Annotated in this window: 25 protein-coding genes and 1 pseudogene; 9 read left to right on the top strand and 17 right to left on the bottom strand. The window is 41.2% G+C overall.

Translation table 11 applies throughout. The annotated features are described in order from the left end of the window. Positions 1-72 precede the first annotated feature (72 nt). Positions 73-1,232, top strand: a protein-coding gene (locus MKL51_RS10980; RefSeq protein ID WP_085945698.1) for an IS3 family transposase whose coding sequence is annotated in 2 segments (ribosomal slippage) — positions 73-307 and positions 307-1,232 — 1,161 coding nt in all. Because the reading frame shifts where the segments join, the coding sequence is not laid out codon by codon here. 247 nt (positions 1,233-1,479) lie between these two features. On the opposite strand, the gene MKL51_RS10975 is transcribed toward MKL51_RS10980, so the two are convergent. Then, complete coding sequence (locus tag MKL51_RS10975) at positions 1,480-2,307, bottom strand: dsDNA nuclease domain-containing protein (protein ID WP_240303540.1); 828 nt, start codon at positions 2,305-2,307, stop codon at positions 1,480-1,482. Positions 2,308-2,326: 19 nt separating this feature from the next. Beyond that, positions 2,327-2,545: pseudogene (locus MKL51_RS10970) on the bottom strand (LexA family protein); the annotation flags it as partial. 502 nt (positions 2,546-3,047) lie between these two features. On the opposite strand from MKL51_RS10970, the gene MKL51_RS10965 reads away from it, so the two are divergent. Continuing rightward, a complete protein-coding gene (locus MKL51_RS10965) occupies positions 3,048-3,287 on the top strand; it encodes a hypothetical protein (RefSeq protein ID WP_000109632.1) in 240 nt (79 codons plus the stop codon). Between the two features lie 29 nt (positions 3,288-3,316). Here the strand turns inward: MKL51_RS10965 and MKL51_RS10960 are convergent, their stop codons facing one another. From MKL51_RS10960 to MKL51_RS10890, 15 genes are all read right to left on the bottom strand, one after another. Further along, positions 3,317-3,613 (bottom strand): hypothetical protein, encoded by a 297-nt coding sequence (locus tag MKL51_RS10960; RefSeq protein WP_017393705.1) that lies wholly within the window; start codon positions 3,611-3,613, stop codon positions 3,317-3,319. A gap of 61 nt (positions 3,614-3,674) precedes the next feature. Continuing rightward, positions 3,675-5,072, bottom strand: coding sequence for a DEAD/DEAH box helicase (locus tag MKL51_RS10955; RefSeq protein ID WP_270904313.1), 1,398 nt, complete (start codon positions 5,070-5,072; stop codon positions 3,675-3,677). After that, entirely contained in the window at positions 5,069-5,548 is a 480-nt protein-coding gene (locus tag MKL51_RS10950; RefSeq protein ID WP_000125652.1) for a class I SAM-dependent methyltransferase, read from the bottom strand. The genes MKL51_RS10955 and MKL51_RS10950 overlap by 4 nt, the downstream gene beginning before the upstream one ends. After that, positions 5,545-5,805, bottom strand: a complete 261-nt coding sequence (locus tag MKL51_RS10945; RefSeq protein ID WP_001011896.1) for a hypothetical protein — start codon at positions 5,803-5,805, stop codon at positions 5,545-5,547. Before MKL51_RS10945 ends, MKL51_RS10950 begins: the two co-directional genes overlap by 4 nt. Continuing rightward, on the bottom strand, positions 5,802-6,065 hold the full coding sequence (locus MKL51_RS10940) for a VRR-NUC domain-containing protein (RefSeq protein WP_270904312.1): 264 nt from the start codon (positions 6,063-6,065) through the stop codon (positions 5,802-5,804). Before MKL51_RS10940 ends, MKL51_RS10945 begins: the two co-directional genes overlap by 4 nt. Positions 6,066-6,067: 2 nt before the next feature. Further along, complete coding sequence (locus tag MKL51_RS10935; RefSeq protein ID WP_270904311.1) at positions 6,068-6,646, bottom strand: DNA polymerase III subunit beta; 579 nt, start codon at positions 6,644-6,646, stop codon at positions 6,068-6,070. A 4-nt stretch (positions 6,647-6,650) separates the two neighbouring features. Then, positions 6,651-8,726: a DNA polymerase gene (locus MKL51_RS10930; RefSeq protein ID WP_270904310.1), complete on the bottom strand. Its 2,076-nt coding sequence runs from the start codon at positions 8,724-8,726 to the stop codon at positions 6,651-6,653. Beyond that, positions 8,719-9,831 (bottom strand): DNA cytosine methyltransferase, encoded by a 1,113-nt coding sequence (locus MKL51_RS10925; RefSeq protein ID WP_270904309.1) that lies wholly within the window; start codon positions 9,829-9,831, stop codon positions 8,719-8,721. Before MKL51_RS10925 ends, MKL51_RS10930 begins: the two co-directional genes overlap by 8 nt. Positions 9,832-9,929: 98 nt before the next feature. Next, positions 9,930-10,778 carry a DUF2303 family protein gene (locus MKL51_RS10920; protein WP_270904308.1) on the bottom strand — a complete coding sequence of 283 codons (849 nt, stop codon included), beginning with the start codon at positions 10,776-10,778 and terminating at the stop codon, positions 9,930-9,932. Positions 10,779-10,814: 36 nt separating this feature from the next. Next, the gene (locus MKL51_RS10915) at positions 10,815-11,141 is read right to left on the bottom strand and encodes a hypothetical protein (RefSeq protein WP_270904307.1); all 327 of its coding nucleotides are present in this window, start codon (positions 11,139-11,141) and stop codon (positions 10,815-10,817) included. A 174-nt stretch (positions 11,142-11,315) separates the two neighbouring features. After that, the gene (locus MKL51_RS10910) at positions 11,316-11,873 is read right to left on the bottom strand and encodes a DUF2815 family protein (protein ID WP_270904306.1); all 558 of its coding nucleotides are present in this window, start codon (positions 11,871-11,873) and stop codon (positions 11,316-11,318) included. 5 nt (positions 11,874-11,878) lie between these two features. Beyond that, a complete protein-coding gene (locus MKL51_RS10905) occupies positions 11,879-13,171 on the bottom strand; it encodes a DUF2800 domain-containing protein (RefSeq protein WP_270904305.1) in 1,293 nt (430 codons plus the stop codon). Between the two features lie 10 nt (positions 13,172-13,181). Next, entirely contained in the window at positions 13,182-13,316 is a 135-nt protein-coding gene (locus MKL51_RS10900; protein WP_264766781.1) for a hypothetical protein, read from the bottom strand. A gap of 10 nt (positions 13,317-13,326) precedes the next feature. Beyond that, positions 13,327-13,797 (bottom strand): hypothetical protein, encoded by a 471-nt coding sequence (locus MKL51_RS10895; RefSeq protein ID WP_270904304.1) that lies wholly within the window; start codon positions 13,795-13,797, stop codon positions 13,327-13,329. A 145-nt stretch (positions 13,798-13,942) separates the two neighbouring features. Continuing rightward, the gene (locus tag MKL51_RS10890; protein WP_000643565.1) at positions 13,943-14,608 is read right to left on the bottom strand and encodes a LexA family protein; all 666 of its coding nucleotides are present in this window, start codon (positions 14,606-14,608) and stop codon (positions 13,943-13,945) included. Positions 14,609-14,759: 151 nt separating this feature from the next. Here MKL51_RS10890 and MKL51_RS10885 point away from each other — a divergent pair, with 151 nt between their 5' ends. The 7 genes from MKL51_RS10885 to MKL51_RS10855 all read left to right on the top strand — a co-directional run bounded on the left by MKL51_RS10885 (position 14,760) and on the right by MKL51_RS10855 (position 19,381). Further along, complete coding sequence (locus MKL51_RS10885; protein WP_000106776.1) at positions 14,760-15,011, top strand: helix-turn-helix transcriptional regulator; 252 nt, start codon at positions 14,760-14,762, stop codon at positions 15,009-15,011. Next, positions 15,008-15,373 carry a dATP/dGTP diphosphohydrolase domain-containing protein gene (locus MKL51_RS10880; protein ID WP_270904303.1) on the top strand — a complete coding sequence of 122 codons (366 nt, stop codon included), beginning with the start codon at positions 15,008-15,010 and terminating at the stop codon, positions 15,371-15,373. The genes MKL51_RS10885 and MKL51_RS10880 overlap by 4 nt, the downstream gene beginning before the upstream one ends. Position 15,374: 1 nt before the next feature. After that, positions 15,375-15,560, top strand: a complete 186-nt coding sequence (locus tag MKL51_RS10875) for a hypothetical protein (RefSeq protein ID WP_151748962.1) — start codon at positions 15,375-15,377, stop codon at positions 15,558-15,560. Beyond that, complete coding sequence (locus MKL51_RS10870; protein ID WP_270904302.1) at positions 15,557-18,175, top strand: phage/plasmid primase, P4 family; 2,619 nt, start codon at positions 15,557-15,559, stop codon at positions 18,173-18,175. Before MKL51_RS10875 ends, MKL51_RS10870 begins: the two co-directional genes overlap by 4 nt. Before the next feature lie 213 nt (positions 18,176-18,388). After that, positions 18,389-18,598, top strand: a complete 210-nt coding sequence (locus tag MKL51_RS10865) for a hypothetical protein (RefSeq protein ID WP_001144538.1) — start codon at positions 18,389-18,391, stop codon at positions 18,596-18,598. After that, positions 18,598-19,179, top strand: a complete 582-nt coding sequence (locus MKL51_RS10860) for a terminase small subunit (RefSeq protein WP_270904301.1) — start codon at positions 18,598-18,600, stop codon at positions 19,177-19,179. The genes MKL51_RS10865 and MKL51_RS10860 overlap by 1 nt, the downstream gene beginning before the upstream one ends. Continuing rightward, positions 19,172-19,381, top strand: a complete 210-nt coding sequence (locus MKL51_RS10855; protein ID WP_151859440.1) for a hypothetical protein — start codon at positions 19,172-19,174, stop codon at positions 19,379-19,381. The genes MKL51_RS10860 and MKL51_RS10855 overlap by 8 nt, the downstream gene beginning before the upstream one ends. The last annotated feature ends 14 nt before the right edge of the window (positions 19,382-19,395 follow it).

Raw genomic sequence — 19,395 nt, 5'->3', positions numbered from 1 at the left:
TGATCCTAGCCAAAATAATGGACAGTACTTCCCTCTAAAGATAACGTAACGTTAACTTTGGAGATCCAAGAAATGGCCAAACGTTTTAGTGCTGAATTTAAACAGCAAGCAATTGATTATGCACTTTCAAACTCACACGAGCCTATAGCTGCAATCGCCCAGAAATTAGGTGTGGGTTATTCAACTTTAGACAAATGGATTCGTGAAACCAATCCAGTGGGTTCAAGCAAACGTCAACTTTCACCAGAACAACAGCGGATCTTGGAATTAGAGAAAGAAGTCAAACAGCTCAAGGAAGCCAATGACATCTTAAAAAAAGCGCATGTGTACTTTCTAACAGATCATGCCAAGAAAAGTACACGGTAATTCAAGATCTAGATATGAATGAAGTCACGGTATCTTCTGCCTGTAAATACCTAGGTGTCAGCACTTCAGGCTATTATGCCTGGCGAAAACGTCAGGCCAATACGGTAGAGAAATATAATGATTTAAAAGCCGTATATTGGCAGCATCATGCACGATTGGGTGCACCTTCATTGGTACATGACATGCATGATTTAGGTTACAGCATGAGTGAACGCACTGTTGGAAGAATGCTGAAAAATCTGGGTTTACGCAGCAGGATTGCGCGTAAATACAAGCATACGACTGATTCAAACCATCGTTTGCCTACAGCACCCAATCTGTTAGAGCGTCAATTTACAGTCATTCAGCCTAACAAGGTTTGGACAACGGATATTACCTATATCCGTACCAAGCAAGGTTGGCTGTATTTATGTGTGATGCTGGATCTATTTAGTCGTCGTATCGTGGGGTGGCAAACCAGCCATCGAATAGACCGCCAGTTGGTGTGTGATACGTTTAACTATGCAATGGCTCGTCAGGGTTATCCAACTGGTGTTATGGTTCATTCGGACCAAGGTTCACAGTACTGTAGTCGTGATTTTAGAGCGCTGTTACTGACAAATGATTGTACTCAGAGTATGTCTAGACGTGGAAACTGTTGGGATAATGCAGTGACTGAAAGCTTCTTTCATACATTGAAAGGTCATGTGGTCCATGGCAGTGTGTTTGCCACTCGAAAAGAAGCGAATGCTGTCTTGTTTGACTATATTGAGATTTATTACAATCGGGTCAGAAGACATTCTGCAAATGGCTGGTTAAGCCCTGAAGCCTTTGAGAAGAAATATTTTAAGAATTTAGAGGGATTTGTTGTCCACGATACTGTCTAGGATCATCCTATGATTTGAAGTATATATAGAATTATATGTGCGATAAGCTCATCTTCAACATCTAGTAATTCTTTCCTAGGATGATTGGAAACTTGAATCTTTATTTCCTCTATAATAGCCTCTATATCATCTACTCCAGCTTCAACCAAATGAGCGACCAAAGGCTTTATTATATTCTCTACTTCAATATGGTACGAGGTCGGATTATATAAGTCTATAATTAAATTATTGAAATAATTTCGAATCTTTATTTTTTTAGACTATTAAATTTTAAATCATTAATTATAGATTTAGAGTCATTTAAAATATTTTCATGTAAAGGATCTTCGATGAAAGTATGTACTACTTTTTTAATTTCATTTGAAGTAATACTTTTTTTATTTAAAGCTTCTTGCCAGTTTTTATAGTCTACCGTATCACATCCTTTATTATATAAATTATTAATTAAAATGTTGTAAATAGAACAAGGGTTGAAATTTTTATTTGGATATAATTTGTTTATCGTAGTTGATATTTCACCAATTACTTGACTGTCTTGATTATTTTCTTGTAATGCTGGCGTAATAAAAGAGATATCCGAGGGAGAAGAGTCTAAATTTAAATCTTTAATACAATTTTCTAATATTTCCTTTTCTGAAGCAATTAGATCATTAATTTTAATTTTATCTAGTTTCTTTTTTGGATCAACTAGATTCAAGCTAAATCCAAATTGTGAAACTAAATTAAGACTTTTGATATTGGGTCTTAACGAATTGTTTTTATAATTCGATAAAATTTTTCCAAATATTGTTTCTCCATTAGTCTTTGCAACTGCAATTTTATGTATAGATAATTTTTTTTCAGTTAGGCATTTAATTTGAAAATAGTCAAATTCTAAAGGTTTTTTAGAAATAGAATCTACAGATATTACATCTTCATGTAATTCTACGAATACAGCATGATCTAAATTTAAAGAATATTTCTCTAAAGCATGTAGTAGAGCCCAATGATATTGATATCTATATTTATTAAATGTTTGTGAACCAGATTTTTCACGCTGTTGTTGAAATAAAGGATTATTAATATCATCTGTCATTATTCTTACCGTCTAGATTTTATATATCACGATACAAACCAACAACTTTTCCAGTCAATTTACATTCTTTTCGAAGCTCAATGATTTTCTCGTGCCATTTAGGGTTCAAGGGTTCTAAAAACATCCTGTTGCTTACTACGTTCAATTTCTTCAAAGTAGTTCCTATTTTTGCGTCGTATACAACGATAACCAAATCACCTGTTTTTAAATCACTTATTTGAAAGTCAGGATTTACATACTTTAACATTTGGTTTTAGCTCTGAAAACATTCATTATTAAATAATATTTAAATTATAATTATTTTGTCACAGTTAAAGTTAGTACAGTTGGAGCTGTTTTGGCCGTAGTCACATGTTTTCGTCTACTAATAAGTTATATAAGGCTCATCTCATACTGAGATTGATATAGCAAATTTAGCCAACAAAGAGGGTGGTGTTGTAGCAGAATATACAACGCTTCTTTAATATGATTTCGACTAGCCAAGGCTAACCAATAGCCAATAAAAAACCACCTAATTCTTTCAAATTAAGTGGTTTTTCAATCTTGGAGCGGGAAACGAGACTCGAACTCGCGACCCCAACCTTGGCAAGGTTGTAATACTTTAATTAAATCAACTGTTTAAAATAGAGTGGTGGCACAGTGGGGGCAGGGCAATTTTATTGTAATAAAATATTTATTTTACACATAATATAAGTTATTTTGTTTACTATTATTAGAATTACTTATAAGGAGCTTTTAAAATGTCTGTAGCTGTTAAAATTCAAGATATTCTTTCCGAAAAATTCTTTCAAAAGAATACGCCTTTTGAAAATCTAAACGATTTATTTTCAAAGGCGGGTGTAACTATTTCTTCAGTAGAAGATTATACATCTCTTTCTGAGAATAATGAATTTAACACTTTTATTCAAAGCACTACTAAATATTCGAGTTTTAATGATATGAAAGGAAAAGCTACCGTTGAATTGCTTCTTGGAAAATGATGTTGAATAAAGGGGCATAAAGCCCCTTGTTAGTTTTTGCGTCTTGCTTGCCTTTGGGCTTTAGCCTTATTTAGATTATCTAAAATCGGCATGACAGTAGCAGGGTTATAAAGGTGCTTTCCGTCTCCGCCTAGATTATAAGCCCTTAATTCATCGATAATGGTTTTTCTCGATAAATTATACCGTTCCATTAACCAAGAAGCCGGCACACGGTTCGGTATCTCCTCCGCTTTAATTTCTAAAACTTTACCGATGTTTGGTACATCGTCATGTATAAAAATCTGTGGTGGTTTCTCTGATTCAACTACAACAATATATTTTCCCATTACGCTACTTCTCCAATACTAATTAAAATTTCTTCTGGTAAATCGTCTGTATCTTTTTCAATTAAACTTCGCATCGCTTTTTCATTGCCTCCATTAATAAATCTTGTACTTCGCGTTTAGACTCACGGCGCTCCATTACGATTTCATCCATCGTGCCTTTTGCAATGATGTGATAGATGTAAACAGGGCGGTCATATCCCGCTTGCGCTTGGCGTGTTGGTCCAATACGTTCGATAATTTGTTGGTATTGTTCTAAATCCCACCAGTGGGAAAAGAACACAAGGATATTTCCACCGTCTTGTAAATTAAGCCCGTGGCCTGCACTTGCAGGATGAGCAAATAACACAGGGATTTTGCCCGCGTTCCAATCGTGAATCGTTTGCGGGTCTTTATCTAAATGGCGACCCTTTGGAAATGCTTTTAATAAACGCTCAAGGTCACTTTTAAAATGGTATGCAACCAATACAGGCATGCCTGATGCTTCTTCAATTACAGATTCAAGCGCCTGAATTTTTAAATCATGGATAGGGTGCCAAGTGCCGTTTTCATCGGTGTAAATAGAACCGCTAGCAATCTGCAAACATTTCATTGTTTTTGATGCTGCATTGAATGCTTCAACTTCGACAGTTTCAGCTATTTCAATGAACATTTCCTTTTCCATTTCTTCATAAGTCTTACGGGCTTTACCTGTAAGCTCTACTTCGATCGGGTAAACAATTGGCTCTTTAATATTGAAATAATCTTTAGCTTCAATGCTCAAACACACATCATTAATTCGTGCATGAATTTCGCCTTGACTATGATCGAAAGGCACAAGGTTAACGGCGTTACGATCTACGCCCACTTGTATTTGTTGGAACCAACGATCTGTAAAAGAACTGAAACTTGTGCCTAATCTTTGACCACGATCAATGAACCATAGTTGGCCCCAAAGGTCTTTAAGCCCGTTGGGTGCAGGCGTTCCCGTTAATTCAATGAATCGTTTGACTCGAGTATGTGCAACTTTACCTAAGGCGCGTGCACGTACCGAACCTTGTCTTAAACGAAAACCTTTTAGCTTTGTGCTTTCATCAGCGACCACTTTTGTAAAAGGCCATTTGCTGCCTAGAAAATCAATTAACCATGGTAGATTTTCATAGTTAATTGCGTACGCATTTGCTTTTTGTTTTAAAGCACGTACACGGTCTTCAGGTGAACCAACTACCGCCACAACTTTATAATCTTGCAGGTGTTCCCATTTCTTAGCTTCATCGGGCCATGTAGTTGCAGCAACTCGCAAAGGGGCGACTACAAGAGTCGGCCCCGGCTCAAACAATTCGAGAATTTCTAAAGCGGTGAGCGTAGAGGATGTTTTACCTGTACCCATTCCCGCGAACACAGCACAACGTTCATTATCAAGAATGTGGTTGATAATTAAATGTTGGTAATCGTGCGGTACGAATTTACGTGGTTGAGTCATGGGTTTGGCTCCGATTTCATAAAACCGATCCAATGCGTATTTGCACGTTTACCACTTGGGTGCCCGAACCACGGTTTTTGATCTGTTAAGGCTAGAACTTCGCTGACTTTAATTTGGGTTTCATTCCATTTGAAAATCAACATACCGTTTAGTTTGAGCACACGAAAGCACTCCGAAAAACCTTTGGCCAAGTCTTCTTTCCAGTTTTCACCTAATTTCCCATACTTCAAAGCAAGCCAACTTTTATCGCCTGCATGCACTAAATGTGGTGGGTCAAAAACTACTGCATGAAAAGTCTCATCTTCAAAAGGCATGTTTCTGAAATCCATTTCGATGTCTGGATTGATTTCAAGTGAGCGCCCATCACACAAAATATGTGATTCTTTACGTATATCCCCAAAGGTCACATTTGGATTGCTACGATCAAAATGAAACATGCGAGAACCGCAACAAGGGTCTAAAACTTTAGCCGTCATTTTTCACCTGCCTTATTCGCACCCCAAGCAGATAAGCTGTCTTGTTGTGCAGGAATAAATTTAATAAGTTGATGCTCTCTAAGTCCCTGAAGTAGCTTTCTAAACTTATTCAGACTTAGTCCTTTATCTTTAATGCGAAGGGCGCTATACATTTGGCGCGTATAAGCGACCTTATTTGCATTTATGAATTGAAGAGCTTCTTGCTCAATTTCATTTAAGTTCGGGCAAGCAATCTTTTCTTTATTAGTAAAGTTCACCCTAGTAACTCCTCAATTCGCTCTATGCTGTCTATAACTTCAACTCGTTGGCCCATCTTGCGCATGCGTTCATGTTCACGTGCTTGGGCTGCGGTTGGCTTTTCCTTTGGTGCCTTTAGCTCTGCCCAAAAAGTATTGTCTGTTAGCATTACCAGACGGTCGGGCGCAGAGTTGCGGCTAATCCATTTAACCTTGCGGACTTCGCCCCCTAGGGCTTTGACCTTGTCCACAAGATATTTTTCAATTACTGATTCGCGCATGTTTACGCCCGTAAAGGCATAAGCACAGCACGTACGTTTTTGATTTCTGTACTTAGAAAATCGATGTGTGCAGCGCTTGAAGGTCCGACTGTTGGGGTTACTTTGACTTGTGGTACCAAACTTTTATCGCCAAGGGTTTTTGCAATTTTTTGAAAATCGACTAAATACTTCCAATCGAAAGTAGGGTATTCGCCTTTATATTCATCGCCTTTAGCTTTTGGAATAACACGCTGCCAAGCGGGGAATTTATTATCAAATGCTCGAAAACGTTCATTTATATCTGTACCTGACACTTCCAAAGTGCCGTCAAGTCCATCTAAGGTTACTTTTACTAATTTTTTAATGTCTTTAATTCCTGTAGCTTTCTTTGCAAGAAACTCAATAGCATCACGTGGAATAATGACTTGTTGAAGTTTGGCATCTAGTCCTTCAACTTCTGCGTAAAACATTCTGTGACCGTCGGTTGAAACAACATGCCCGTGGTCAATAGCAACGCCCTGTAAATAGTGACGTACGTCTTTTTTAGCTGAGCAAATAACAGCAGCTTTTAAAGTTGCCAAAGGTATTGAAAATTTAATCATGGTGCTAATCCTTCTTATAGCGATATGACTCAAAGCCCGCTGCCGCTAAAGGCAAATCAAGTGCCCATTCGGGATTGGTAGCAAGCAGGCTCGATAAATGTTCATGGTTGTATTCCGGTATGTCATCGGCTTCTGTAATCACTTCATCGTGTACAGATAAATCAATTTCGTATCCTGAACTGTCGATTAACGGCATGTTGTGGCCGAGAACATCACGGGCAACTGCTTGCGTAATGTTCTCGGCAAACTTGCCGCCATAGGTGTAAAGGCGTTCCCATTTACGTGTGTACTGGTTATTGCCCATGTAAGAAATTCTGTTGTCGTCCGCTTTTGCACCCGGATAACAAAGGAAACGACCACTTGGCAATTTGATGTAAAGCCAAGAGCCTTTTTTAATGAAAATAACTTTGCGGCATGGAAAAGGCTTATCGGGGTTGTTAATGGCATTAATTGCTGCCACGCGTAACTCATTCCACCATGCACTAATATTTGGATGCGCATAGCGCCATGAGCGTTTGAACGAATCACACACTAACCATGTGTTTTTCTTTAAACCGAAAGTGGTGCGCTTTTCTTTCTTATGCCATTCCCAAGCGCGGATTGCTTCGTTCATTATGCTTGGGTCAATGCTGTCAAAAGCTTGTGCGGCCATGTCGTCTAGGTCTAAGCCGTATGCAGCTGCAAACGTTAAAAATGCACCTACACCACCTTCGTAACCTAAAGCCAATTCCTGAACCTTACCGACTTGGCGTTGTTCTTTGTCTACGTCTTCAGGTGATACACCAAACGATTTTGCATAAGCCAATTTATAAAGGTCATGGCCTTCGCCTGCATCAAAGTCATAGAACGCTTTGAGTTTCCATGTTTCACCCGCAAGCCAAGCTAGGGCGCGGCCTTCAATGTTTGATAGATCGGCTACAACGAGTTTTTTGCCTTCTGGCGCACAGATACAACCGCGAATTGCAGAGCTTGTTAGTTCCATGACGTTTTCATAGAACATATCCGCGCAGCCGATTTTTAAAGTCTCGATGCCTTCGTCAATTACATCTTGCTTGAGCGTAGGACGGGGTAGGTTTTGCGGTTGGAATAATCGGCCCGCCCATCGTCCTGTGCGCGATGCACCGTTAAACTGTAAAGTTCCGCGTAATCGACCGTCTGAGCTAACACCTTTAGCAAGTGCAGTGTATTTTGCTGTACTGGTAGTTGAAGCCTGTAAACGGATGGCAAGCAATTCGCGAACTGCAAGTGGCAAAGAGTCGTCATTAATACGGCGCTCTAAAGTTGATTTCTGCATATCTGGCAGCGAAACACCATGCGCTTCAAGAATATGCTTAAGCATTGCATCGCGTTGGGTAGCTGCCTGTACTTCACCATCGGTTAACGCAACGGTGCGTTTTGCCAATCCTTTTTGCGCTTTGTCTACTGCTTCAATTGCAGATTCAACAAGATCAAGGTCAATACAAACGCCACGGTCATTAATTTTTTGGTCCAGATGCCAAAGTGCTAATTCAGCTCCGCGATAATTCCACTTTGGAATTTTCTTGTGCAATTCGCGCATTGCCAAAATATCGTTTTTGGCATAGTCAAGAAAACGCGCCCATTCAAGCGGATGCGTTTCACCAGTAGCGCGGCGCAATTTTTGATTAGCGGGGCGGGGCTTACAGAAAAGCTGAATAAGCTGTTTACCTGCTTTGTCTTTTGCCTTGTCTTGATCGATCTTGAAAATCTCACAAAGAGAATCAAGCGAACCGGGTAACGAATGGCTTAATGCCTGTACCATTGTGTCTTCCCAACGTTCAATTGGTAGAACGATATCAAGGCCCATCTTCGGCAAAGCATGACGTAAAACAGTACGGTCAAAATGCGAATTGTGAGCAATAAGTTTTATGTCTGGATTGTTCAGTAATTTGCAAAGTTCATTTGATAAAGGGTTAGATGCAACGTCTTCTACATGAACAGGGCCGTCATTAAGTGCCCAAGCAAATACAGTAATTTCAACTTGTTCTGCATAAGCGTGTGTGCCGTTTTTAATTGGCACTTCGCAATATGTTTCAAGGTCAAGCCAAAGGATGTCAGGCATAAACACCCCCTAATGCTTTAGCGATGCGCGCGCCTATCCAGTTCATAACATTTACAGCCATTGAGTTTCCTAAAGCTGCGTAACGATGTGAATCAAGAGCTTTAGGGATATTTGTGTAGTTGTCTGGAAAACCTTGTAATCGCTCACACTCAACTGGTGTAAGTCTTCTCACCCCTTTAAATTGAATAGCGCAATTACCATTAGTGATTTGATCAGCGTCAATTCCTCGATCGCCAAATCCTCGAGTAAGTGTCGCAGCGGCTTTATTTACTGTAAGTACTGCGTTTTCTTGGCCTCTATTTCTTCCTAAACAATGAGCCGTCTCTTCATTGACAAGTGGGTCTTGAGTACCATGAATTACGAATATTGCTGTTTCAGCATCTAGGTTTTGTCCACCTGCGCCACGTCTCGTAAGGCATTTAGCAATGATTCGGGGATTTTTTTGTTCCGCTTGTCTGCTCGATGAAGAATCCCTGCACAAGCTTGTGGGCTCAAAAAGTATTTCTTTGAGGCATTCGGTTCTAGCACTTGCCACAACGAACACACGCTTACGTCGTTGGGCGAGTCCGAAATGTTGTGCATCAAGGACCCTCCAATAGACTTGTCGTTGTGGTCCAAGCACACAACCAGCGTTTGTCCATTTTTTCCCTGATGGCTGCAACGCACACTCTTCACCTGCAAGCGCTCCCAAAAAGCAGCCAAATGCGTTGTCTTTTGTGTTGAGTACCCCAGGTACGTTTTCCCAGACGGCAACACAGGGTTCTTCATTTCTTGTGCTTCGTTCAGAATCAATTGCATTTAAAAGCCTCACAAACTCAAGTGATAATTGGCCCCGTCCGTCATCCAAAGAATTTCTTAAGCCCGCGATTGAGAACGCTTGGCAAGGAGTACCGCCCACTAAAATGTCGGGCGCTTCTATAAGGCCTTGTTCAATAAAAAAGCTTAAATTGCACATATCTCCGTGATTAGGAACTTTCGGATAGTGGTGCGCTAAAACCGCTGAAGGGAACTTTTCAATTTCAGAAAACCATGAAGGTGTCCAGCCAAGGGGGTGCCACGCGACTGTGGCTGATTCAATTCCAGAACAAACAGAGCCATATCTCATTTTTATAATTCCTATCTTGCTTTGGTAAAGTGAACGCAGAGGGTCAGCAATACATCCACTTTCCAAAGCGACCCGCGTAATGCGAGATGCTTTTAGGGTTATGCTTCGAAAACACCTTGATAGAATTCGCCTTCAAGTTCGGCTAATTTTCCTTTCAGAATTTCGATAAATTGATCAGCACGTTTTTGGTCGTGGTTGTCTTTACCTACAAAACGCAAAATAAATGTAGGTTCAGAGTTATTTACGGAAATACGTAGGGAAATGGTGATTGCTTCAACAGGCAAGCCTTTGTAGCTTTCAGTGTTCAACACGATTGCAGTAGGTAAGTTTTCATCAATGCCTGTAGCTTCTAGGCTTTCTGCTGCACTGCGTTGGTATCCCATTTCAGCAACATGGCTGTTTAATTCCGCGTTTTTAGCAATTTTTACTTTGCGTAATGCGCGAATGCCTTTATCGAAGGGAATTACGGTATTTAAGGTTGCCCCATCTTCGCCAGTAGATTTACCTTGAAGGGTAATGAACTCGGCCCAATCGTCTAATAGATCGATTAAATCTTCTTGGTTATAACGGCGGGTGTTAGCAATTTCAAAAGCGATAAATTCAGGCTTTTTATCCAAAACTAAAACAGCTGTGTCGTCAGCATGGCCTGGGTCAGCTTCATTACCGATATTAAAAAACGCTTCGGCTTTAAGTGTGCCGCGGGTGTTAATGAAGTTTTTTAAACCTTCAACGCCACGTGATTTTGCATATTCAACAAACGAATCAATATTATTAGTATTGAAAGTTCCGCGGAAACGGTCGCGCAAAGCGTTAAATTTTTCAGTGCTATGAACCTTAAAACCTTCAGGCACAATTGCAATTGAAGCAGTACTATCAACATGCACAGGTAAGTTGCCTTGAGCTGCAATTGCTAACGCTGCGATTTTGTCTACGTTTAGTTGTTCCATGTGTTATTTACCTTATAAAGTTTGGTAGGAAAGGGATTAGCCGTTTAGATAATCTTCGGCTTTGACGCGTTCAGGCATTAAAGACAACTTGCCGCCTTGAAGAACATGCATAGGGGTTTTACCGCTTGCGTTTTCGTTTTTGTCACCTGTTTCGGTTGGTGCTTTGAAACTGATCTTGTGAGCAATTTCGACTTGGTTACTGTCAGAAATCTGGTTAATGGTTAATTCCAAAGTAACTTTGCCTACTTTGCCGTGAGTCACTACGGCACCTGCTACAGTTGAAAGGAATAGACCTAATTGCTTTTCAGCTACACCGCTTTTTAGGTCACCAAGAAATTGAGGTACATCGGTTAAATTATTCATTGTTGTTTTCCTCATTTAGGATTTAAAAATTCGGGTCACACTATCGCAGTGACCGCGGTAAACGCCTTCTGAGTCAAGGTGCAAAATCGTTTACTGCCATGGTTATTTCCAGTATCGACACTCATGGCTTGTCGATTAGCGCCGGTCTCCTAACGCACTGGCTCACTCATCTATTTATGCGAATAAAGGGTCTTCCGCTTCATCAGCTGCGCTTAGGTCTTCGAAATCATCTTCAGACGCTACGCCACCGCCTGAAAATGCTTCACCGTCTTTCAGAAATTGCACACCGCGAAGAGATGCGTTGATACGTTTGCCGTAGTTGTTGTCTTGGCACCAAAGCTCAATTGCAGCATTCACGTAGCAACCTGCATAAGGTCGACCGTCTGCTTGGACTAACGGTGTTTTACCGTCACGGTCGAAAATTGTTGGACGGGTTTTATTACGTGCTGAAATAAAGTAGTTACCCGCATAACCTTCGTAATCGCCTTTAGTGTCACCATCGTGTAGGGCCATACGGTCTTTGGTTTCGATTTCTTTTTTAACTTGAGGCCATTTAGCGTCCCATTTTTCAGCACCCATTTTGTCCATCGCCTTACGGATTTCATCAAGCTGCGGATGATCGCTAGCAAGAATGAAAGACGCAGAGAAAGCGGGGTCGCCTTCGCCATTTACAGTTTTAGCTTCAAATAAAGCAGGGAAAGCAAGGCGTACATTGTTTAAACGAATTTTCATGGTTATTACTCCGATACTGTTAAATCTTCAAATTGTGGTTTCATGTCCAAAGCGGGACGTTTGTCGCTTTCAGGTGCGACAGTAGGTTTACCGTCCGCCTGAGTAATAAGGGCTTCAATTTTTGTCCATTGGCGCGGGCCGATAGCTTCATCTTTCTTGAGAGCTTCCGCCTTTGTTGGACTAATTAATTTCAGGTCATACATCTGTTCAGTTTTAAGACGCATGCTCTTAAGCAGTTTTTCCGCTTCTTCTGCATCGGTCCAAGTGCGATTACCTTTCTTGCCTTGAACCATCTTGAAGCCGGGTATTGCTTCACCTGCATGCATCTTTTGATGAACTGTTGAATCGACTGCTTTAATCCATCCTTCGAGAAGGGGGATAACTGCATACATTCGGCTAAGCTGAGCGTTGGTTGCACTTACAACTTGTGCCGTTGCATTGGTGATTTCTTCTTGCAAATCGAGTTGGGTTAAATCCTCAAACTCACCTGCAATGGTTTCTACCAAGTGCTTTTGTAAAGCAGGGCAAGTTGCCTTTGCTTTACACCAGTGGCACTGTTTCTCACCAGGGTTGAAATATCCGTCAAACTCTTCAACAACGGCTCCGTCACCTGTTTCAACACCGATTTCTAAAGCATGAATACCTGAAACGGCTTCTTTAGCATCACGTGCGAAGTCGTAAAGCTCTTCAACTGTTAATACAGATTCAGACTGATAGCCTAAGCGTGGTTGATGGATAACCATTCGTACTTGTTGAAAGTCGCCGAACATTCCGAATGTTGCCAAAGCACCTAAACCGTAAAGTGCAAGTTGTTCATTGCTTTCTGCATCAACCTTTACGCCTTTACCGTATTTCAGGTCGTGGACCTGAATTTCAGTTTCAGTTAGAACAACTGCATCACTTGTGCCGAAAGAACCTTCAGCACCTACGAAGTCGGAAAAATCAACACGCTGTTCTACAAGTAATTGGTTGCCGTCTGCTTGAGCACGAACCGCATCTAAATAGATTTGGACGTTCTCAACCATTTCTGCTTCTACTGTGAAGAAGTTAGAAACAGGGCTTTCTGTGGCTTCATCAATCCAAAGGGCGTTGCCTTTGATAATGACAATTGTGTGGCCTTCAAAATCCGCTGCATTCTTACCTTGCTCTAAGCATTCCGAAGCAAGGAAATGTGCAGCCGTGCCTAGATCGGCATGCTCTGAGCTGCTGTCAGGTAGGTCTTTTTCAAGAATTACGCTACCTGCACAACGCATCCAACGGTGAGCCGAAGAAGGACTTAATTTTGCATGTGCTGTCATGACTTAATCCTTATTGAGCTGCCGTAAAGCCTGCTACAACTGCCAAGGCAATAATGATGAACAGGGCAAGGGCAAAACCAATTAACTCACCAACTGTAAACACGGCTTTGATTCGCTTATTTAAAAAATGGGTTTGAGTATTCATATGCATTTCCTTATGCAAGTGCTGATTCACAAGCTGCGATGACTTCTGCGTATTTATCCGTAGGGATTGTTGCAACCGTAGTAACGCCGATATCACTTAAGATTTTTAAAAGTGCAGCACGGTCTTTTTTAGCTACTGCTAAACAAGCGTCTTTCACTTCTTTTTCAGTGATTTCTGATTTAGTTGTTTCTTCAACAACTTCGGCCTTCGGCTCTTCAACTGGTGCAGTTTCAGATTTGGTTTCTTGTACTTCTTCAACCTTTTCTGCTTTGGTTTCTTTAACCGTTTGAGTTTTTGCAGGGTTAGAAGTTTTAACTTCGGCGTTTTTACTTTCAGGCTTTGCGTCTGCTGCGTTGGTTTCACCAAATACATAAACTTCGATGTTTGAAGCTTGTGCAACGATATCTTTTGAGTTTGTTAAACCCGCTTTGATAAGGTCTTGGCAGATTAGGCTGCGCCATGTATGAATATCTGTTGTCATGGTTTTTATCTCACTTGTTGCGTTTGTCTCAACATTATTGATAAGTTACTCACAACATTAAGTTGCGTCAAGTGCAACTTTTTAAAAATATGCATAAAAAAACCTGCTTTTAAAGCAGGTCATTGAAAATTAATGAATTAAAGTTTTAACTAAATCTTGTACGGCGTTTTGCACGATATACATAGCGTACTGAATCGATAACTTGACCCACAAAAATACAATCTTCGTCTAAGGGAATGATGTTTGGAACAAAGTTTGGATTGATGGCTTGAAGATATCTTGAGCCGTCAGATTCAATGATTAATTTCTTAAAAGTTGCATCAGAATGTTTACGAACAACGATTACATCGCCCGATTGCATATCGGCATAATAAACAGATGGGTCTACTAAAATATAATCACCTTCTAAAAATTCAGGCTCATTACTAACGCCCTTTACTTTTAGATAGAAACAATCTTCACAGCCATCATCGGGTGCAGGCAACCATTCTGTTACTTCTGATAAATCAACAGCTTCTGCATTTGTCCAAACGCCTGCTTGTACCCAAGAAAGTACAGGGAGCTTATTGTTTTTGCGAAGGCCTGTAACGTTAGGCTGTTCAATACCTTCAGCCATTTCAAATAGCGCTGACACTGTCACATTAAAAGCTGAAGCAATTTTTTCGAGCTTATCTATATCGGGAAATTGTTTACCAGATTCATAGCGGGAAACATTGCCCTTATCGACCCCTAACTTATCTGCAAGGTCTTGTTGGCTCATCTTTTTAGCTGCTCTCAACTGCTTAATTGCATTACCTAGTCCGGCCTTCATGTGTTTTTCCAAATGTGCGCTATTTAGCATTGTTGAGAAATTTTATTATTAAGTTTGCGTTTGACGCAATAAATTTCAACGCAACAAGTCTTGATAATTTGTTGCGTTTAATGCAACATGAGTCTAATTGTAGGATGAAAGGTAATTAAAAATGTCTACACCGCTTCGTCAAATCAGACTGAAAAATAATTATTCCCTTGCGGAAGTAGCGGCGGCTGTTGGTTCTGACGCGGGGAACTTATCGCGTATCGAAAAGGGCAATCAAAAGCCGTCCTTACAACTAGCAGCAGACCTTTCAAAGTTTTTCAACGAAGAAATCTCTGAGTTAGAGCTTCTTTACCCTGAACGCTACGTAACAGAAGGGTATTTCGAAGACCTCACACAAGAGGAGAACGCCGAATGACTGAAGGTCAAAAATTTGATAACGCGAAGCCGCGTTTCTCGTTAATTCCAAAAGGTTCGCTTGCGCCCGTAATCAATGTACTTGAATTCGGTGCGCGTAAATATTCAGAAGACAATTGGCGCAAAGTTGCCAATGCAGAAACACGTTATTTCGATGCAGCTCACCGACACCTAAATGCTTGGTGGGATGGGCAAACAGTGGACCCTGAAACGGGTGAATCACATTTAGCGCATGCCGTTAGCTGTTTGCTTTTCATTTTGGCTTTGGAACATGAAAAGAGCTTGTCACGCCCGATCTGCGGTACTTGCGGATTTGCTCCATGTGCATGCAAGCAAGTCTCTTATGTTGTGGAGGGGCGTTGATATGGATGCTAAAGATTTTTTGAAACGTTACCCATTAGAGAAAGTTAAAGCGGCTTTAAAACCAGATATGAAAGATCGGGGTTTTTTAATTCGTGGCAATGATTTTGCAAACGTTGGTGAACTTAGAAAGGAAATACGTTTAGCCGAAGCCCTTATAGATCAGCAAGACGGGGTAAAGCAACCATGAGCTATTTCAAGGAACACGGTAAAACCTTACTTGCTCATCACTACATGATTGTGCCGATCAAGCAAGGTTTAAAACGTCCTGTTATGGATGGGTGGCAAAACGTTCGGCTTACTGCCAGTGACATACCGCGCTTTGCAAATCAAGGCGTAGGTATTTTAACGGGTCAAGGACCTTTCCCGATTTGTGCAGTTGATATCGACGTAACAGACGTGGATTTATCACACCAGTTTGCAGAATGGTGCCGTGATAATTTAGGTGTGAGCTGTGAACGTGTCGGGAATGCACCAAAAATATTACTGGTGTATAGAGCTGAAGATTCTGATTGGGGTAAATCAACTTCGGCGTGGTTTGCCGATCCTGCCGAAGCAGATAAACCTTTTAAAGAAATACATAAGCATCGTATCGAAGTGCTTGGGCGCGGTCAACAATTCGTCGCGTACCATGTTCACCCCGATACGAATAAGCCGTATGAATGGGTTGATTTCTTCGGTGGCCTGACTGAATTTGCTGCTAACGCTTTGCCGACCATTACTAAAGAACAGGTCGAAGAAGCGGTAAAAGCATTTGAACGTATGGCTGAAGAACACGGTTTCGTGCGTGTTAAAAACAGCAAGTCACGTATTGGTGCTTTGACGTCTAGTGAACTCGCGGATGAAGAAGATTTATTAATGACGACCACGGCAACAATCGGTTGGTCGTTGGATGATGCAAAAAAATATTTAGAACATATAGACAATGAAGATTATGACACTTGGTTGCGTGTGGGGATGTCTTTACATCATGAGTTTGACGGCAGTGACGTTGCTCTCGAACTATGGAATGAATGGAGTTCTACCGCATCGAATTACGTTAGCTTTGAAGAGCTCGAATACCGTTGGGGTACGTTTAGCGGTACGGGTTCAACTATCATCACAGCGCACTGGTTACTTAAAACAGGTCGTGAATCTAAACAAGCAAAACTTAGATTAGAGAAACGGCAGATTCTTGCTGACATTAAAAATCAGATTGCTGATTGTCGTGACCAACAAGAGCTTTTGCAGGTTGTAGCCAAAGAAGCAGGCAAGGTTGCAGGTACTGACCTTGCTTTACGTACTGAACTATCGGGACTTATCCGTCAGCGCTTCAAGCAATTAACCAAGATCAGTATTTCAGCGCGTGAAGTGAATATCGCAATGGGTGGTCGCAAAGTGCAAATTGCACTTGATGATGCTCAAAAACGCCCGATGACTGAATTCGGTAATGCTTCAAGAATGCTAGACGCTTACGGCAATGAAATTATGTTTATTGCCGAAACAAATACCTGGTATCGATGGAACGGCGTTTATTGGGAATCGTGCGTGAACATGGTCATCGAGCAGTATGCAAAGCAAACTGTTTTGGCTATGGGCGATGAGGCCAAAAAGATTGATGACGATGCACAACGTGCCGAGTTCTATCAATTCTGTGCAATGTCTCAAAAGGCGTTCATGGTTAAAAACATGGTGACGCTTGCTCAATCTGACCCGCGTGTATTGGTTCCAATCAAAGAATTAGACAGTGATATTTATTTATTGGGCTGTGCAAACGGTGCAGTGAATTTGCGTGATGGTGAATTGGTTAAACCAAGTCAAGAATTGCTAATCACATATAGCACTGGTGTTGAATACAACCCTAAAGCCAAATGTCCTCTATTTGAAAAGACTGTTCTTGATGCCTTTTTTGGCGATGAAGAAATGGCTAATTTTTTCCGTCGTTTAATGGGCTACGCGATTTTAGGCAACCCTGTTGAAAACTTAATGATCATTCCGTTTGGGGATGGTGCCAACGGTAAATCAACCGTATTCACAACAATATCCAAAGCTCTTGGCGATTATTCAACTACTACTCCGGCTGAGACTTTCTTAGGCGATGCCAAAGCATCGGCAGGCGGTGCGCGTGAGGATATTTTGCGTTTACGTGGTTCCCGCTTTGTCTATGTTGGTGAACCGGACGAAAACAAAGAGCTGAAAGAAAATCTCGTTAAAACCATAACGGGTGGCGAGAAGCTTAGCGCACGCGGTCTTTATTCCAGACACACAGTCGAGTTTTCGCCCACTTGGACGGTTGTGATGCCTACGAACCACAAGCCAATCATTAAAGGGAGCGACCATGGTATATGGCGGCGTTTAATGATGGTCCCTTTTGAACGCAACTACGATAAAGACAAGACACTTGTTAAAGACCCTTTTCTAGCAACGAAATTGCTCAATGAATTACCGGGTGTTTTAGCTTGGCTTGTGCGTGGGGCAATTGAATATCAGCAAGAAGGTTTAAACCCGCCTGAAAAGACGAAAAAAGCACGTGACGAATACCGCGATGAAATGGACCTGTTGAAAGACTGGATTAGCGAATGTTGTGAAGTTGGGGACCCTGAAACGGTTTCTGAGTTGTCCTCAAGGCTTTGGGAAAGTTGGCAAGAGTACGCTTCTAAAAAAGGCGAATTGCGGTACATACCGACTTCAAGAAGTTTAGGACGGCGTTTGAGTTCAAAGTTCAAAACAGCAAAAGGCGCAAATGGTGCGAGAAAAATGCTCGGTATTCGTGTGCGAGTTTCTGCAGATTCAGATTTGTTTGAAGACGAAAGCGGTAAGCAGTAGGGGTTGAACACGTAGTTTTTTGCGTATACGCAAATTTCTGCGTGTTTGTAGGTGAAAGAGTTTCGGTTTTAGTGGCGTTAAGGCGTTTAAGTGGCATTTTTCTATAAGTTTCTATCTATATATATAGGACTTTCCTTGAAAAACATAAATAAACGCCTTAACGCCACTCCAAAGACAAAAACGCAAAAATTAACGACTTGGAGGAGCGCGCCCATGCCTGTTTTGGCTTTTCTCCCTGAATTTGTAGTGAAAGACAAAGTAAAGCGTAGCTCTGAGCCAAAAGTTACAGAGGAAGACGTGAAAAACATTCGAGCGCTACATAAATCGGGCATGTCTTATAGACAACTTGGTCATAAATACGAAATTTCCCACGAAATGTGCCGACGTATTTGCGTGGGGTATTGCTATAAGGAGGTTTTCTAATGGCTTTACGTGGAAAACAAAAGATATTCGTACATGAATACTTGAAAGATTTAAATGCAACGCAAGCTGCAATTCGCGCAGGATATTCTGCAAAAACTGCGGGTTCAATTGGCGATGAGAACCTTAAAAAACCTGAAATTCAAAAAGCCATTAAAGAAGCCCAAGAACAACGCATTAAACGCCTAAATGTAGATGCAGATTACGTGTTGCATCGACTGGTTGAAATCGACCAAATGGACGTCCTTGACATCATGAACGATGACCTTTCGCTTAAACCAATCAGCGAATGGCCTCCTATCTGGCGTCAATACATTTCGGGCTTAGACAACATGGAAGAGTTTGACGGACGTGGCGATGACCGAACAATGGTTGGTTATTTACGCAAAATTAAATGGCCTGACAAAGTTAAGAACCTTGAGCTATTAGGCAAACACATTTCAATCGGAGCATTCAAAGAGCGTGTAGAACTTGGCAACGACCCAGAAAACCCGCTAACCGATCCAAAAGCAGCAAGCACACAGTTAAGCCTTCTTGCCAAGTTGAAAAAGGCTAAGGCTAAAAAGGAGAAAGGCGATGCGTGAACAGCACAACTACAAAATCGGGCAACAAGTCTATTTGCCCACGAGACGGAAGTATTACTACATCAACGGCATTCATACAAACAAAGGCTATTGGTTAACAGGTATTGAAGATTTCACTTTGTCATTGAATGCAGAACCAAACAAGGCAACCAAGCACGATAAGACATTTCGTGTTCAACCTTGGCAAGTGGAGGCTATTTGATAATGGATAAATAC

Origin of the sequence: Acinetobacter sp. AOR18_HL (genome assembly GCF_027855145.1) — a bacterium.
Lineage (GTDB): Bacteria > Pseudomonadota > Gammaproteobacteria > Pseudomonadales > Moraxellaceae > Acinetobacter > Acinetobacter pittii.
Note: the sequence above shows the minus strand (reverse complement) of the source record. Positions and strands in the feature narration are given on the sequence as shown.

Excerpts from the sequence above, each read along its gene's own strand:
- MKL51_RS10975 (WP_240303540.1), bottom strand. The coding sequence starts at position 2,307 with ATGACAGATGATATTAATAATCCTTTATTTCAACAACAGCGTGAAAAA.
- MKL51_RS10965 (WP_000109632.1), top strand. The coding sequence starts at position 3,048 with ATGTCTGTAGCTGTTAAAATTCAAGATATTCTTTCCGAAAAATTCTTT.
- MKL51_RS10960 (WP_017393705.1), bottom strand. The coding sequence starts at position 3,613 with ATGGGAAAATATATTGTTGTAGTTGAATCAGAGAAACCACCACAGATT.
- MKL51_RS10955 (WP_270904313.1), bottom strand. The coding sequence starts at position 5,072 with ATGACTCAACCACGTAAATTCGTACCGCACGATTACCAACATTTAATT.
- MKL51_RS10950 (WP_000125652.1), bottom strand. The coding sequence starts at position 5,548 with ATGACGGCTAAAGTTTTAGACCCTTGTTGCGGTTCTCGCATGTTTCAT.
- MKL51_RS10940 (WP_270904312.1), bottom strand. The coding sequence starts at position 6,065 with ATGCGCGAATCAGTAATTGAAAAATATCTTGTGGACAAGGTCAAAGCC.
- MKL51_RS10935 (WP_270904311.1), bottom strand. The coding sequence starts at position 6,646 with ATGATTAAATTTTCAATACCTTTGGCAACTTTAAAAGCTGCTGTTATT.
- MKL51_RS10930 (WP_270904310.1), bottom strand. The coding sequence starts at position 8,726 with ATGCCTGACATCCTTTGGCTTGACCTTGAAACATATTGCGAAGTGCCA.
- MKL51_RS10925 (WP_270904309.1), bottom strand. The coding sequence starts at position 9,831 with ATGAGATATGGCTCTGTTTGTTCTGGAATTGAATCAGCCACAGTCGCG.
- MKL51_RS10920 (WP_270904308.1), bottom strand. The coding sequence starts at position 10,778 with ATGGAACAACTAAACGTAGACAAAATCGCAGCGTTAGCAATTGCAGCT.
- MKL51_RS10915 (WP_270904307.1), bottom strand. The coding sequence starts at position 11,141 with ATGAATAATTTAACCGATGTACCTCAATTTCTTGGTGACCTAAAAAGC.
- MKL51_RS10910 (WP_270904306.1), bottom strand. The coding sequence starts at position 11,873 with ATGAAAATTCGTTTAAACAATGTACGCCTTGCTTTCCCTGCTTTATTT.
- MKL51_RS10905 (WP_270904305.1), bottom strand. The coding sequence starts at position 13,171 with ATGACAGCACATGCAAAATTAAGTCCTTCTTCGGCTCACCGTTGGATG.
- MKL51_RS10900 (WP_264766781.1), bottom strand. The coding sequence starts at position 13,316 with ATGAATACTCAAACCCATTTTTTAAATAAGCGAATCAAAGCCGTGTTT.
- MKL51_RS10895 (WP_270904304.1), bottom strand. The coding sequence starts at position 13,797 with ATGACAACAGATATTCATACATGGCGCAGCCTAATCTGCCAAGACCTT.
- MKL51_RS10890 (WP_000643565.1), bottom strand. The coding sequence starts at position 14,608 with ATGAAGGCCGGACTAGGTAATGCAATTAAGCAGTTGAGAGCAGCTAAA.
- MKL51_RS10885 (WP_000106776.1), top strand. The coding sequence starts at position 14,760 with ATGTCTACACCGCTTCGTCAAATCAGACTGAAAAATAATTATTCCCTT.
- MKL51_RS10880 (WP_270904303.1), top strand. The coding sequence starts at position 15,008 with ATGACTGAAGGTCAAAAATTTGATAACGCGAAGCCGCGTTTCTCGTTA.
- MKL51_RS10875 (WP_151748962.1), top strand. The coding sequence starts at position 15,375 with ATGGATGCTAAAGATTTTTTGAAACGTTACCCATTAGAGAAAGTTAAA.
- MKL51_RS10870 (WP_270904302.1), top strand. The coding sequence starts at position 15,557 with ATGAGCTATTTCAAGGAACACGGTAAAACCTTACTTGCTCATCACTAC.
- MKL51_RS10865 (WP_001144538.1), top strand. The coding sequence starts at position 18,389 with ATGCCTGTTTTGGCTTTTCTCCCTGAATTTGTAGTGAAAGACAAAGTA.
- MKL51_RS10860 (WP_270904301.1), top strand. The coding sequence starts at position 18,598 with ATGGCTTTACGTGGAAAACAAAAGATATTCGTACATGAATACTTGAAA.
- MKL51_RS10855 (WP_151859440.1), top strand. The coding sequence starts at position 19,172 with ATGCGTGAACAGCACAACTACAAAATCGGGCAACAAGTCTATTTGCCC.